Source organism: Cupriavidus sp. F041, assembly GCF_057814235.1.
Genome location: NZ_JBVASY010000002.1, coordinates 2,207,115 through 2,220,075, shown reverse-complemented (window position 1 = coordinate 2,220,075; position 12,961 = coordinate 2,207,115). Strand labels below are relative to the sequence as shown.

The 12,961-nt window shown below is 66.5% G+C and carries 13 protein-coding genes; 6 read left to right on the top strand and 7 right to left on the bottom strand.

What is annotated here, in order from left to right:
* Window positions 1-11 precede the first annotated feature (11 nt).
* The 5 genes from gsiD (at window position 12) to ACZY0R_RS27505 (ending at window position 4,986) form a co-directional block, all read left to right on the top strand.
* Window positions 12-929 carry a glutathione ABC transporter permease GsiD gene (gene gsiD, locus ACZY0R_RS27525; RefSeq protein ID WP_488862840.1) on the top strand — a complete coding sequence of 306 codons (918 nt, stop codon included), beginning with the start codon at window positions 12-14 and terminating at the stop codon, window positions 927-929.
* Between the two features lie 13 nt (window positions 930-942).
* Entirely contained in the window at window positions 943-2,010 is a 1,068-nt protein-coding gene (locus ACZY0R_RS27520) for a DmpA family aminopeptidase (RefSeq protein ID WP_488862838.1), read from the top strand.
* 13 nt (window positions 2,011-2,023) lie between these two features.
* Window positions 2,024-2,836 (top strand): M55 family metallopeptidase, encoded by an 813-nt coding sequence (locus ACZY0R_RS27515; RefSeq protein WP_488862836.1) that lies wholly within the window; start codon window positions 2,024-2,026, stop codon window positions 2,834-2,836.
* 169 nt (window positions 2,837-3,005) lie between these two features.
* Entirely contained in the window at window positions 3,006-3,821 is an 816-nt protein-coding gene (locus tag ACZY0R_RS27510) for a hypothetical protein (protein WP_488862834.1), read from the top strand.
* 85 nt (window positions 3,822-3,906) lie between these two features.
* Complete coding sequence (locus tag ACZY0R_RS27505; protein ID WP_488862832.1) at window positions 3,907-4,986, top strand: M14 family metallopeptidase; 1,080 nt, start codon at window positions 3,907-3,909, stop codon at window positions 4,984-4,986.
* A gap of 180 nt (window positions 4,987-5,166) precedes the next feature.
* Here ACZY0R_RS27505 and prmB read toward each other — a convergent pair whose 3' ends face one another.
* The 6 genes from prmB to dapC form a co-directional block, all read right to left on the bottom strand.
* Window positions 5,167-6,060 carry a 50S ribosomal protein L3 N(5)-glutamine methyltransferase gene (prmB, locus tag ACZY0R_RS27500; RefSeq protein WP_441633421.1) on the bottom strand — a complete coding sequence of 298 codons (894 nt, stop codon included), beginning with the start codon at window positions 6,058-6,060 and terminating at the stop codon, window positions 5,167-5,169.
* A gap of 44 nt (window positions 6,061-6,104) precedes the next feature.
* Window positions 6,105-7,256 carry a succinyl-diaminopimelate desuccinylase gene (gene dapE, locus ACZY0R_RS27495; protein ID WP_488862830.1) on the bottom strand — a complete coding sequence of 384 codons (1,152 nt, stop codon included), beginning with the start codon at window positions 7,254-7,256 and terminating at the stop codon, window positions 6,105-6,107.
* A 98-nt stretch (window positions 7,257-7,354) separates the two neighbouring features.
* Window positions 7,355-7,702, bottom strand: a complete 348-nt coding sequence (locus ACZY0R_RS27490; RefSeq protein ID WP_488862828.1) for an ArsC family reductase — start codon at window positions 7,700-7,702, stop codon at window positions 7,355-7,357.
* Window positions 7,703-7,725: 23 nt separating this feature from the next.
* Entirely contained in the window at window positions 7,726-8,085 is a 360-nt protein-coding gene (locus tag ACZY0R_RS27485; protein ID WP_045241500.1) for a hypothetical protein, read from the bottom strand.
* Window positions 8,086-8,258: 173 nt separating this feature from the next.
* On the bottom strand, window positions 8,259-9,086 hold the full coding sequence (gene dapD, locus ACZY0R_RS27480) for a 2,3,4,5-tetrahydropyridine-2,6-dicarboxylate N-succinyltransferase (protein WP_488862826.1): 828 nt from the start codon (window positions 9,084-9,086) through the stop codon (window positions 8,259-8,261).
* 65 nt (window positions 9,087-9,151) lie between these two features.
* Window positions 9,152-10,369 carry a succinyldiaminopimelate transaminase gene (gene dapC, locus ACZY0R_RS27475; protein WP_488866213.1) on the bottom strand — a complete coding sequence of 406 codons (1,218 nt, stop codon included), beginning with the start codon at window positions 10,367-10,369 and terminating at the stop codon, window positions 9,152-9,154.
* A gap of 264 nt (window positions 10,370-10,633) precedes the next feature.
* On the opposite strand from dapC, the gene ACZY0R_RS27470 reads away from it, so the two are divergent.
* Complete coding sequence (locus tag ACZY0R_RS27470; protein WP_488862824.1) at window positions 10,634-11,623, top strand: DMT family transporter; 990 nt, start codon at window positions 10,634-10,636, stop codon at window positions 11,621-11,623.
* A gap of 24 nt (window positions 11,624-11,647) precedes the next feature.
* Here the strand turns inward: ACZY0R_RS27470 and ACZY0R_RS27465 are convergent, their stop codons facing one another.
* A complete protein-coding gene (locus ACZY0R_RS27465) occupies window positions 11,648-12,523 on the bottom strand; it encodes a ferritin-like domain-containing protein (protein WP_488862822.1) in 876 nt (291 codons plus the stop codon).
* Window positions 12,524-12,961 lie beyond the last annotated feature (438 nt).

Below are 12,961 nucleotides of genomic sequence, written 5' to 3'. Positions count from 1 at the left end.
GTGAGGCCGGCATGACCCAGCTTTCGACGCCCGCCAACGGCGACACCGCCGTCCCGGCCGCAGCCGCCACGCAAGAAGCCGTGCGTACGCCCTGGACCGAGTTCTGGCGCAAATTCCGCAAGCAGCACCTGGCGCTCGGCGCCGGCGTGTTCGTGCTGCTGCTGGTGGCGGTGGCGGTCCTCGCGCCGCACCTGGTGCCTTACGACCCGGAGAATTTCTTCGACTATGACGCGCTCAATGCCGGCCCCTCCGCCGCGCACTGGTTCGGCGTCGATTCGCTCGGGCGCGATATTTTCAGCCGCATCCTGGCCGGCGCCCGCATCTCGCTGGCGGCAGGCTTCTTCTCGGTCATCATCGGCGCCATCGTCGGTACCGTGCTGGGTTTGCTGGCCGGTTACTACGAGGGTTGGTGGGACCGCATCGTGATGCGTATCTCCGACGTCCTGTTCGCTTTCCCCGGCATCCTGCTGGCGATCGGCATCGTGGCCATCCTCGGCAACGGCATGACCAATGTGATCTTCGCGGTGGCGGTGTTCAGCATCCCGGCCTTTGCCCGCCTGGTGCGCGGCAATACGCTGATGCTCAAGCGCCTGACCTATGTGGAAGCCGCGCGCAGCATCGGCGCATCCGACTTCACCATTCTGATGCGGCATATCCTGCCGGGCACCATCTCGTCCATCGTGGTGTATTTCTCGATGCGTATCGGTACCTCGATCATCACCGCAGCCAGCCTGTCTTTCCTCGGTCTGGGCGCGCAGCCGCCCACGCCGGAGTGGGGCGCGATGCTCAACGAAGCCCGCGCCGACATGGTCACCGCGCCGCACGTGGCGATCTTCCCCAGCCTTGCCATTTTCCTGACCGTGCTGGCGTTCAACCTGCTGGGCGACGGCCTGCGCGACGCGCTGGACCCGAAGATCGACCGGCGCTAAGGAACGCACGCAGATGTTCGGATGCATGCCGCATATCGGCGCGTTGCCAGCCGGCGCGCGCAACAGCGTCACCGACGTGCCGGGGGTGACGGTCGGCCATTGCACGCTGGCCGACGGCGCCTGCCAGACTGGCGTGACGGTGGTGCTGCCGCACGGCGGCAACCTGTTCGCCGACAAGGTGCCGGCCGCCGCGACGGTGCTCAATGGCTTCGGCAAGAGCGTGGGCCTGGTGCAGGTGGACGAGCTCGGCGTGCTGGAGACGCCCATCGCGCTGAGCAACACCTTTGCCGTGGGCGCGCTGTCGCAGGCGCAGATCCGGCAGGCCATTGCGGCCAACCCGGAGATCGGCCGCGCCTGGCCCACGGTCAACCCGCTGGTGTTCGAGTGCAATGACGGCTACCTGAACGACATACAGGCGATGGCTGTGCAGGAGGCGCACTATGCGCAGGCTTGCGCCGCGGCCAGCGTGGATTTCGCGCAGGGCGCTGTCGGGGCAGGGCGCGGCATGTCGTCGTTCGGGCTGAAAGGCGGCATCGGCTCAGCGTCCCGCCAAGCGGGCGAATACCATGTGGGCGTGCTGGTGCAGGCGAACTTCGGCACCTTGCCCAGTTTCACCGTGGCCGGCGCGCGCCTTGGCGGCGTGCTGGCCGAACGGCTCAAGGCGCATACGCAAGCGCCGGCGGAGTGCGGGCCGGAGAAGGGCTCGATCATCATGGTCCTCGCCACCGACGCGCCGCTCGACGCCCGCCAGTTGCGCCGCCTGTCGCTACGCGCGGGTGCGGGCCTGGCGCGCACCGGCTCGGTATTCGGCCACGGTTCGGGCGACATCGCGCTGGCTTTTTCCACCGCCTACACCGTGCCGCAGCAAGCCGGCGCGCCTATGCCGGCGCTGGCCATGCTGCATGAAACCAGGCTCGATGCGCTGTTCCATGCCGCCGCCGACAGCGTCGAGCAGGCCATCCTGCATGCGCTGTGGGAGGCCGAAACCGTGCGTGGCCGCGATGGGCACCAGCGTGTCGCGCTGCGCGAACTGATGCCCGGGCTGCCGCAATGGCTGCGGCACGCGGCACCGAAGAACTGAATCTCCACAAGCCATGAAGATCCTGATTTCCACCGACATCGAAGGCGTAGCCGGGGTTTTCCATCCCGAGCAGACGCGAGCCGGCAACGGCGAGTACGAACGCGCCCGCGCCTGGATGACGGCCGAGGCCAATGCCGCCGTGCAGGGCGCCTTCGCGGGCGGCGCGACCGATGTGCTGGTCAACGATTCGCACGGTGGCTTTCGCAACCTGCTGCCCGACCAGCTCGACCCGCGCGCGCGCCTGGTGCTGGGCAAGCCGCGTTACCTGGGCATGTTGGCCGGCGTGCAGGGCTGCGACGGCGTCTTCATGATCGGCTACCACGGCCGCGCGCAGAGCCGCGGCATCCTGGCGCACACCATCAACAGCGGCGCGTTCGCCCGTATCTGGCTCAACGGGCAGGAACTGGGCGAGGCCGGGCTGTACGGCGCGCTGGCGGGCGAATTTGGCGTGCCGGTGCTGATGGCCAGCGGCGACGATGTCTTCGTGAATGAAACCCGCCCGCTGATGCCGTGGGTGCGCTATGTGCGGACCAAGGAAGCCGGCGGCAACGGCAGCGGCACCACGCTGTCGCCTGCCGCCTCGCGCGAGGCCATCGCGGCGGCCGCCGAACTGGCGGTGCGCAATGCGGACGGGCGCCCCCTGATGATCGAAGGCCCGATCCGTTGCCGCCTGCAGACCCAGAGCCCGGCGTTCGCCGACCTGTTTTGCCAGTGGCCCACGCTGGAGCGCATGGACGGCGTCACGCTGGTGTTCGAGGCTGCCTCGGCGCAGGCGGCCGTGCGCATGCTGAACTGCCTGTCGGCGATGTCGTTCATGCTGAAGTAGGGCATTGGCCGGCCTGCATGGCCGGCGCTGGCGCGATGGTGGACAATAGCGGGTGGCGCGCCGCAGGTGGCGGGCCATTCGCAGCATCCCGCAGCATCCCGCAGCATCCATCACGCAGCGCACCGGCCTGGACCGGCAAGCGCGGGCAACCGCAGGCACACGCAGATTCATGATTGCAGTCAACGACGGGAGCTGGACCCCCGTACGCAAGGATTTCGTCGAACCCGGCACGCGCTGCCGGCAGCATGTCGGCCGTGGCCGGCATCACGGCTTCGGCAACGGGCAGGCTTATATCCTGCGTGACGCGCAGGGCCACGAACACCCCTTCGGCGAAGCCTGCGCGCGTGCCGTGCTGGCCGAACCGGGCCTGCTCGAACTGGTCCCCGACTTCACGGAGCGGGATGCGGGCCAACCCGTGCCCGAGCCCACCGCCGCGGACAACGAGGAATTCGAGGCGCCTACCACCGCCGTGGTGCGTGCGCGAGCCGTTGCCGGCAGCGGACGTGGCGGCAAGGCTGGCGACGCCGCGCTGCGTCGCGCGGCCGCCATCCGCTACCTGGTCCTGCGCATGGAGAAGGTGGCTGGCGTCCCCCGCGTACAGCCGACCGTGCGGTTTCCGGCGCTGGAAGAGGTCTATCAGGCCTATCTACATAGCGGCGAACTGCCGGATGCCCAGGTCAAGCGCATTCTCGCCATCGAGCGCAGCGCAACCACGCCGCCCAAGCTCAAGAGTATCAACCTGCTCGATGTCTATACCGCCCACGTCAAGCTGGAGCGTGTGATCAGGGATTCCAACCGGCTGGAGCAACGCCGGTTCCTGCGCAGCATCCATGACTGGCTGGCGCGGCATCTGGTGCTGTCCGCGGCACAGATTGCCGCCGCCGGCATCCAGGTGCATCCGCATGCCTTCCGCTCCCTGTTGCTGCGCGAGACCCCGCCGGCGGATCCCAAGGGCGCAAAGGGCGCCAAGGGCGCCAAGGGCTAGCTGGCCGGCTTCGGATGGCATTGGCAGGCAAGTTGGCGTTTAATAGCGGCACCCTCACTCCTCGCCAAGCGCGAAATCTGCTGTCATGTCCCTGCACACCAGCTTTTCCCGCAGCTATGCCGAAGCCAGGCAGAAATTCCGCGATGCCGCCCATGCCGCCGGCGCCACGCTGACCGATTTTCCCCATCCCACCAAGCGCGGCAGCGCCGGCGAGGAACTCGCCATGGATGTGGCCTGGGTCGGCGACGCCGAGGCCAGGCGCTTCCTGATGGTGACTTCGGGCATGCATGGCGTGGAGGGTTTCTGCGGTTCAGGGGCGCAGGTCGCCATGCTGGGCGACGCCGCGTTGCTGCAGGCGTGCGCCGATGCCGGCGTGGCGCTGCTGATGGTGCATGCGGTCAATCCCTACGGCTTCTCGCATATGCGGCGCGTCAATGAGGACAATGTCGACCTCAACCGCAATTTCATGGATTTCACCAGGCCCTTGCCGGAGAACGCGCCGTACGCCGAAGTGGCGCCGATGCTGCTGCCCGAGCAGTGGCCGCCTTCCGAGGCTGCCCAGGCGGCGCTGATGAAGACCGTGGCCGAGAAGGGCTTGTCCTGGTACCAGGCGGCGGTGAGCGCCGGCCAGTATCAGGCGCCCGAAGGGCTGTTCTTCGGCGGCAACAAGGCGACGTGGAGCAACTACACGCTGCGCCGCGTCCTGGCCCGCTTCGGTGCCGGGCGCGAAGCCCTGCGCTGGATCGACCTGCATACCGGTCTGGGGCCTTGGGGCTACGGCGAGCCTATCTATATGGGCCCGGACCGCGAAGAGGGAATCGGCAAGGTGCGCGCCATCTGGGGCAGCAATGTCACTTCGATCTACGACGGCTCGTCGGCATCGGCCAATCTCAACGGCATGGCCTGGATGGCCGCGCCAGAGACTTTGCCGATGCTGGCGTACAACGGCATCGCACTTGAGTTCGGCACCTTGCCTGTCACCGAGGTCCTGGAGGCATTACGTGGCGATCATTGGCTGCACCTGCATCCGGAAGCGGACGAAGGCCAGCGGAACCTGATTCGGCAGGCGATGTGGCATGCCTTTTATGGGGATACCGATGACTGGCGCGAGAGCGTGGTGGAGCAGGTCAGGGAGGCGGTGCTGAAGGGATTGGCGGGGTGGTGAGTGTATCGGTAGACTATCCGGCGGCAGGAGGGATCGCTCGTCGTTTGATCGGTGTTGGCCGTTGAACCTCCTTGCCAACGGGTTTATCAGTCAAAACTGCGCGGAGCCGCCGAAACGGCAGTGCTGTTGGTGCAAAGAAAAAAGGCCGCAGGAATCTGCGGCCGTGTCTTGAGCGAGCCGTCAACCAGGCAGCGCCTCATAAGTCAGCAGGAACACCTGCTCCTCGCCGGCGCTGACCGGCAGCCAGACGATCTCCAGGTCGGGGAATGCCGCTTCCACGTTGGCATGCTCGTTGCCAATCTCCACCACCAGCGCGCCGCCGGGGTTCAGGTGCGCCTTGGCGCCAGCGATGATGCGGCGGACCACGTCCATGCCGTCGTCGCCACCAGCCAGTGCGATGCGCGGCTCGGCCTGGTATTCGGCCGGCAGCGCTTGCATGGAGGTTTCGTTGACGTAGGGCGGGTTGGTGAGGATCACATCGTATTTGGCGCCGGCGGGCAGCGGTGCGTACAGGTCGCCCTCGTACAGGCTGATGCGGTCTTCCATCTTGTAGTCCGCCACATTGCGGCGTGCTACGGCGAGCGCATCCGGCGAGATGTCGACGGCGTCGATGCGGGCCTTCGGCCAAACATGCGCGGCGATGATGGGCAGGCAGCCGGAGCCGGTGCACAGTTCCAGCACCGGGCCAATTTCGGCGCTGTCGCCCACCCAGGGTTCCAGTCCTTCCTGCAACAGTTCACCAATGAAGCTGCGCGGCACGATCACGCGCGCATCCACGTAAAAGCGCAGGCCATGCATGAAGGCCTCGTTGGTAATGTAGGCGGCGGGCACGCGTTCGGTGACGCGGCGCTCGATGACGTTCAGCACGGCCTCGACTTCCTCGGGCAGCAAGCGCGCGTCGAGGAAGGGGTCGAGCGTGTCCAGCGGCAGGTGCAGCGTGTGCAGGACCAGGTAGGCGGCTTCGTCGTAGGCGTTGGCGCTGCCGTGGCCAAAAGACAGCTTGGCTTGGGTGAAGCGCGAGACCGCCAGGCGCAGCAGGTCGCGCACGGTGCGCAGGGGGGAGGGTGTGGCCATAGCTTCTTTCTTGTATCCGGGTGTGCAATGACGTGATCAGGCGATCAGGCGATCAGACGTTCCAGCACGCCGCGGTAGATGTTTTTCAAGGGTTCGATAAAGCGCACTTCCACGTGCTCGTCGATCTTGTGGATGCTTGCATTGGGCGGCCCGAACTCGATCACCTGCGGGCAGATCTTGGCGATAAAGCGGCCATCCGAGGTGCCACCGGTGGTGGATAGCTCGGTCTTGACGCCCGTTTCCGCCGCGATGGCACCGGCCAGCGCATCGGAGAGATCGCCGCGCGCGGTCAGGAAGGGCTCGCCGCCCAGGGTCCAGGCCAGGTCGTATTCGAGCTGGTGGCGGTCCAGGATGGCATGCACGCGCGCCTTCAGGTCCTCGGGCGTGCTGGCGGTGGAAAAGCGGAAATTGAAGTCGATGGTGACGTGGCCCGGGATCACGTTGGTGGCGCCGGTGCCAGCGTGGATATTCGACATCTGCCAGGTGGTCGGCGGGAAGTACTCATTGCCCTCGTCCCAGCGCTCGCCGACCAGTTCGGCCAGCGCGGGCGCGGCCAGGTGGATGGGGTTCTTCGCCAGGTGCGGATAGGCGATATGGCCTTGCACGCCCTTCACGGTGAGCTTGCCCGAGAGCGAGCCGCGCCGGCCGTTCTTGACCATGTCGCCGAGCGTGTCGACCGAGGTGGGCTCGCCGATCACGCAGTAATCAAGCCGCTCGCCGCGCGCCTTCAGCGCTTCGACCACCTTGACGGTGCCGTCGTGCGCGGGGCCTTCCTCGTCGCTGGTGATCAGGAACGCGATGGAGCCGGCGTGATCCGGATGCGCCTTGACGAATTCTTCCACGGCCACTACGAAGCCCGCGATCGAGGTCTTCATGTCGGCGGCGCCGCGGCCGTACAGCTTGCCGTCGCGGTGGGAGGGCAGGAAGGGATCCGAGCCCCATTGCTCCAGCGGGCCGGTGGGCACCACGTCGGTATGGCCGGCGAAGGCCAGCAGCTTGCCGTCCTGGCCGCGCGTGCCGCGCTTGACGGCCCACAGGTTGGTCACGCGGAAATCGTCAGGCCCGCTGACGATGGCTTCGCAGGCAAAGCCGAGCGCCTTCAGGCGTGTCTCCAGCACGGCCTGGCAGCCTTCATCGGCGGGCGTGACGGAGCGGCGGCGGATCAGGTCTTCGGTGAGGGCGAGTGTGGGGTTCATGGTGGCAGCGAGGAGGCACGTGGCGCCGGAATCCGGCGGGGTGCATTGTTCGAGTCTTGCATCCTGGCAGCGCGCATGTCATGGCGCTGCCATCGGGCTTAAAAGAGGCTGGCGTAATTATCCGGCGAGAACCCCACGTTGACACTGCCCTTGTGCGCCAGCACTGGCCGCTTGATCAGCGAAGGGCTTTGCTGCATCAGCGCAATCGCGCCGGCTTCCTGCTCGGCGCGGGCCTTGTCGGCGTCGGACAGCGCGCGCCAGGTCGTGCCCTTGCGGTTGAGCAGGGTTGCCAGCGGCACATGCGCGAGCCAGCCGCGCAGCATGGCTTCGTCCACGCCTTGCTTCTTGAAGTCGTGGAAGGTGTAGTCCACGCCGTTGGCTTCGAGCCAGGTGCGGGCTTTCTTGACGGTATCGCAGTTGGGAATGCCGTAGAGCAGGACAGTCATGGCGAATTCGGGGCCAGCCGGGGCTAGCGCAGCAAGAGGTTGAGGGCGACCACCAGGCCGGCGAGGCCCAGCGCGAAACCAGCCATGGCTACCGCGGTCATCAGGCGCAGCCGGCGGTCCAGCCGCGCGGCCTCGCGGCGCAGGGCCTCGATGGTGATGGCGTGTTGCTCGGCCAGCAGCTTGACGGCCTCGGCCTGCTGCATGGCGGCGTTTTCCAGGTCGGCGATGCGGGCGGCCGCATCGCGCGAGTCCGGGCCGGGCATGTCGGTGCCGCCATCCTTGCGCTTGCCTTTCTTGATTTTCTCGATGGTCTTGTTGGCCTGTTCGAGGATCGTGGGCAACAGCGAAAGAACGGTGGTGACGGTGGTCGGGTCCAGGGCCATGAGTCGCTTGCGAAGGGCGGGCCAGCTCATGCCGGCGGCGGTGCCCGTGGAGCGGGCACCGTTGGGAAGCGGGGGAAGGGGAGTGCTAGTCTGATCCGGCATTCCGGGTCAGACCGGCCGCGCACGCGCGCGGTTCCGGCTTGCGTCTGCTCCCCTTTTTACTGCCGGCGAAATCAGTCGCCGCGCAGCAGGTCGTTCAGGCTGGTCTTGGCGCGGGTCTGCGCGTCCACCTTCTTGACGATCACGGCGCAGTACAGGCTGTACTTGCCGTCCTTGGACGGCAGGTTGCCCGCCACCACCACCGAGCCGGCCGGCACGCGGCCGTAGTGGATTTCGCCGGTTTCGCGGTCATAGATCTTGGTCGACTGGCCGAGGTACACGCCCATCGAGATCACCGAGTTTTCTTCCACGATCACGCCTTCGACCACTTCCGAGCGCGCGCCGATGAAGCAGTTGTCTTCGATGATGACCGGGTTCGCCTGCAGCGGCTCGAGCACGCCGCCGATGCCGACGCCGCCGGACAGGTGGACGTTCTTGCCGATCTGGGCGCAGGAACCGACGGTGGCCCAGGTGTCGACCATGGTGCCTTCATCGACGTAGGCGCCGATGTTGACGTACGAGGGCATCAGCACGGCGTTCCTGGCGATGAACGAGCCGCGGCGGGCCACGGCGGGGGGCACCACGCGGAAGCCGCCCTTGGCGAAATCGTCAGCGGTCCAGTTGGCGAACTTGGTCGGCACCTTGTCGTAGAACTGGGCGAAGCCGCCGGCGGACATCGGCGCGTTGTCTTCCAGGCGGAACGACAGCAGCACGGCCTTCTTGATCCACTGGTTGACGATCCATTCCTTGCCTTGCTTCTCGGCCACGCGCAGGGCGCCGGTGTCGAGCTGGCCGATCACGGTGGCGACAGCTTCGCGGATGTCGTTGGGGGCGGACTTGGGCGAGAGGCTTGCGCGGTCTTCCCATGCCTGGTCGATCAGGGCTTGCAGTGCTTGCGTCATATGCGTGTTTTCAGTGGTTGATCGTTGTCTACAACAAAACTCAGTGTGTGGCTTGCACGCGGGGCTCAGCCCAGCGACTTGCAGAAGGCGACGATGCGGCGCGCGCCTTCCAGGCATTCCCCGGGCGTGGCCACCAGCGCCATGCGCACGCGGTTGGCGCCCGGGTTGATGCCGTCGGCCTCGCGCGCCAGGTAGCTGCCCGGCAGCACGGTGACGTTCTGTTCGGCCAGCAGGCGGGCGGCGAATTCGGTATCCGTCAGTCCCGTGCGCGAAACATCCGCCCACAGGTAGAAGCCGGCATCGGGCAGGGCCACGTCCATCACTTCGGCCAGCATCGGCGTGACTTCGGCGAACTTGCGCACATAGGCGGCGCGGTTGTCGCGCACATGGGCCTCGTCGTTCCAGGCTGCCACGCTGGCTGCCTGCACCGCCGGGTTCATGGCGCCGCCGTGATAGGTACGGTATAGCAGGAATTTCTTCAGCAGGGCGGCGTCGCCCGCCACGAAGCCCGAGCGCAGGCCGGGCACATTGGAGCGCTTGGACAGGCTGGAGAACATCACCAGCCGTTCGAAGGGATGGGTGCCTTCGGCGCGGCCCAGCTTGTGCGCCGCTTCCAGCGCGCCCAATGGCGGCTCGCCTTCCTTGAAATAGATCTCCGAGTAGCACTCGTCCGAGGCGATCACGAAGCCGTGGCGGTCGGACAGCGCAAACAGCTCGCGCCAGTCTTCCAGCGACAGCACGGCGCCGGTCGGGTTGCCAGGGGAGCACACATAGACCAGTTGCACCCTGGCCCAGGTGTCGGCGGAGATGCGATCGAAGGCCGGGGCGAAATTGCGCGCCGGGTCGCTGTTGGCGAACACCGGGGTGGCGCCGGCCAGCAGCGCGGCGCCTTCGTAGATCTGGTAGAACGGGTTGGGGCAGAGCACCAGCGCGCCAGGCCGGCTGGCGTCGACCACGGTCTGGGCGAAGGCGAACAGCGCCTCGCGCGAGCCGGTCACCGGCAGGACCTGGGTGGCGGCATTGACCGCCGGCAGGCCGTAGCGGCGCTGGAGCCACGTGGCTATGCACTGTCGTAGTGCGTCCGAACCTGCCGTTGTGGGATAATTCGCCAGTCCCGCAAGTGACTCCGACAGCGCCGTCTTGATGAATTCGGGTGTGGGATGCTTGGGTTCGCCAATGCCGAAGCTGATCGCTGGCAACGCGCCGTTCGGTTTGACGTCAGCCAGCATCACGCGCAGTTTTTCGAACGGATAGGGCTGGAGCAGGTCGAGGCGGGGATTCACGGTCAGGTTCAGGCCGGTAGGGCCAAGCTCAAAGCCGGTCATTATAAAGGATTGCCAGGCTGTCCCGTGCGCCCGCAAAGGCTTGGCGGCGCGCCGGATCGCCATGCGGTTCATCAGCGCGGCATGATGCAAGCCCCGCTCGCCTGTAGTCACCCGTCCGGCCCGATGCTGGTTGCCGATGGACGGGGCGCCAGTGTGTCCCTGGACGATTTTCCGATACCGAATACAAACAGGCCACCCACCCGGCGACCCTATCTCGCTTTTATGAGCAATCTGCCTGCTTCGCCTGCGTCTTCCAGTTCCCCGGCCGGTTCCGATCCGCAAGCCTTCAAATCCACTTTGTCCATTCTGCTGGGCGCCTCGGTCTGGGGTATCGCCTGGTTTCCGTACCGGCTGCTGGCAGGCTGGGGGCTGGGCGGCATGACGGCGGCGGCGCTGGTCAGCGCGCTGGCCGCGCTGATCGCACTGGCCGCTTTCGCGCGCCACCTGGGTGGCCTGCGCTGGTCGTGGCTGTTTGTCGCCATCGGGCTGGCGGCCGGCGTGACCAACGCCGGGTTCGTGTGGGGCAGCGTCAACGGCCATGTGATGCGGGTCTTGCTGCTGTTTTACCTGACGCCGGTGTGGACGGCCTTGTTCGCCCGCGCCTTCCTTGGCGAGAAGCTGTCCACGGCCGGCTTGCTGCTGGTGGCGCTGGCGCTGTTCGGCGCGGGCCTGATGCTGTGGACGCCGGAAGTCGGCCTGCCGCTGCCGACGCATGCCGCCGAATGGTCGGGCCTGATCGGCGGCATGGGATTCGCCGTGAACAACGTGCTGTCGCGCCGGGCCGGCCAGCTCTACCCGGAAATGGATGCGCGCCTGCGCACCGTCATGGTCTACCTGGGTTGCACCGCGGTCGGCTTGCCCTGCGCGCTCTTGTTGGAACCGGGCGGCGTCGCGCTGGCGCCGGCGATCGGCTGGGGCGGCCTGGCGCTGATGCTGGGCCTGGCCGCCACCCTGGTCCTGAGCAATTCGGTGGTCCAGTACGGGTTGCAGCGCCTTCCGGCCAATCGGGTATCCCTGCTGATGCTGTTCGAGATCGTGATCGCGGCGGTGTCGTCGTGGTGGCTGGCGACCGAGACGCTGAGCTGGAAGGAAGCCGCCGGTGGCCTGTGCATCGTGGCGGCCGGCGCCTTGTCCGGGCTGGTGCACCGCACCAGGGCCCGCGCTGCCGGCGGCGAGGGTGGTGCCGGCGATCCGGCGCTGCAGCCGCAATAGCCAGCGGCCTGGCCTGGTAAAGGCTTAGTAAAGCATCGCCCGCGAGACAACCGCCACCAGCGGCCTGCGAATCGCGCGTTCGACGCCCGCCGGCAGGTGCAGCGGGCGCAGCAGCATCTTGACTGTCATTTCGATCGGCAGGTTGCGCCGGATTACCGCGCTGACCCTGGAATTGAGCTTGCGCACGTCTTTCTGTGGAACATGCTCGGTGCCGCGCTCGATGCGCAGCACATTGCGCAGTGCGATCTCCGCGTCTTCGTTCTTGATCTCCAGCAGGCGGCGCACCAGCGCGCCCAGCACGCGCAGGCGGCCGAGCCGTTCCGCGGCGTTGAAGCTGTTGAAGTAGCGGTAGAAGTGCTTGTAGTGGCGCACTTCGTCGTTGGCGATGCGGCGCGTCAGGCTGCGCAGCACCGGTTCGTCGCTGGCTTGCTCCAGCGCGCGGTAGAGCGCCGCAGTGCCGGTTTCGACTACACATCGGGCGGCCATTTCAAGTGCTTCCGACGGCTCAAAGTTGTCCACCGAGCAGGTGTGGCGGTATTCCTCGAAGAACCGCGCGTAACCGCGTTCCCAGTCGAACTCCGGCCAAACATGTTCCACGTAGCGCCGCAGTGCCAGGCCGTGCTGCAACTCCTCGGCCTCCCAGTGTTCGGACAGCCAGCCGGAAGCCTCCGGATGGGCGGCGTAATAGCCAGCCAGATTGCCGGCGTAAGTGTCCGAGCCGCTTTCAACGAAGGAGGCGGACACCAGCAGGTAGAACAACTCCCGATCGGGCCGCACCCGGGCGATGTCGATTGCCCCGAAATCGATCTGGCTGAGAGACCAGGGCAGCGCTTTTGCCGTGGGATCGGCAGCCCGGCCGGGCGAGCTTTCGTGTGATGTCGCCGGTGTGTAGGCGGTCATGCTGGACACTCCCAGAAGAGTAGCGAGGCAGGCTTCGCGTTGTACCGGCAAGAGATGGCGTACTGGCCTCGGAATGAGGGGCGCAATGGGCATCAAAGATCACGCTGACAATGAAGAGACTAGCATTAACCCTCAGAAGTTTCCCGCAGGGTGCGCAAGGCAGTGTCGTTTCCGGCAGTACAAGCGCTCCCTTGCATGCGAAACGTCACCCCGGAGAGTGGGGCGGGGACTGTACAAAGTGCATAGGAAATGGCTCAAACACCATTGGGAAATGGCTTCCGCTTAGCCCGGAAAGCGCGCGGACGCGGAAGGCACGATGGTATGATTAGCGCCAACTATCGGGCACAAGAGCCAGGCATGGGGCGCAAGCGGCACGCGTCGCCCGGCTTCTCGTTGGGCCCGGCTTCCTGAACGCTGCATTACGCTAAATACCCCACG

What these genes read in the sequence shown, in the direction of transcription:
- gsiD (WP_488862840.1), top strand. Translation starts at nt 12, where the DNA reads ATGACCCAGCTTTCGACGCCCGCCAACGGCGACACCGCCGTCCCGGCC.
- ACZY0R_RS27520 (WP_488862838.1), top strand. Translation starts at nt 943, where the DNA reads ATGTTCGGATGCATGCCGCATATCGGCGCGTTGCCAGCCGGCGCGCGC.
- ACZY0R_RS27515 (WP_488862836.1), top strand. Translation starts at nt 2,024, where the DNA reads ATGAAGATCCTGATTTCCACCGACATCGAAGGCGTAGCCGGGGTTTTC.
- ACZY0R_RS27510 (WP_488862834.1), top strand. Translation starts at nt 3,006, where the DNA reads ATGATTGCAGTCAACGACGGGAGCTGGACCCCCGTACGCAAGGATTTC.
- ACZY0R_RS27505 (WP_488862832.1), top strand. Translation starts at nt 3,907, where the DNA reads ATGTCCCTGCACACCAGCTTTTCCCGCAGCTATGCCGAAGCCAGGCAG.
- prmB (WP_441633421.1), bottom strand. Translation starts at nt 6,060, where the DNA reads ATGGCCACACCCTCCCCCCTGCGCACCGTGCGCGACCTGCTGCGCCTG.
- dapE (WP_488862830.1), bottom strand. Translation starts at nt 7,256, where the DNA reads ATGAACCCCACACTCGCCCTCACCGAAGACCTGATCCGCCGCCGCTCC.
- ACZY0R_RS27490 (WP_488862828.1), bottom strand. Translation starts at nt 7,702, where the DNA reads ATGACTGTCCTGCTCTACGGCATTCCCAACTGCGATACCGTCAAGAAA.
- ACZY0R_RS27485 (WP_045241500.1), bottom strand. Translation starts at nt 8,085, where the DNA reads ATGGCCCTGGACCCGACCACCGTCACCACCGTTCTTTCGCTGTTGCCC.
- dapD (WP_488862826.1), bottom strand. Translation starts at nt 9,086, where the DNA reads ATGACGCAAGCACTGCAAGCCCTGATCGACCAGGCATGGGAAGACCGC.
- ACZY0R_RS27470 (WP_488862824.1), top strand. Translation starts at nt 10,634, where the DNA reads ATGAGCAATCTGCCTGCTTCGCCTGCGTCTTCCAGTTCCCCGGCCGGT.
- ACZY0R_RS27465 (WP_488862822.1), bottom strand. Translation starts at nt 12,523, where the DNA reads ATGACCGCCTACACACCGGCGACATCACACGAAAGCTCGCCCGGCCGG.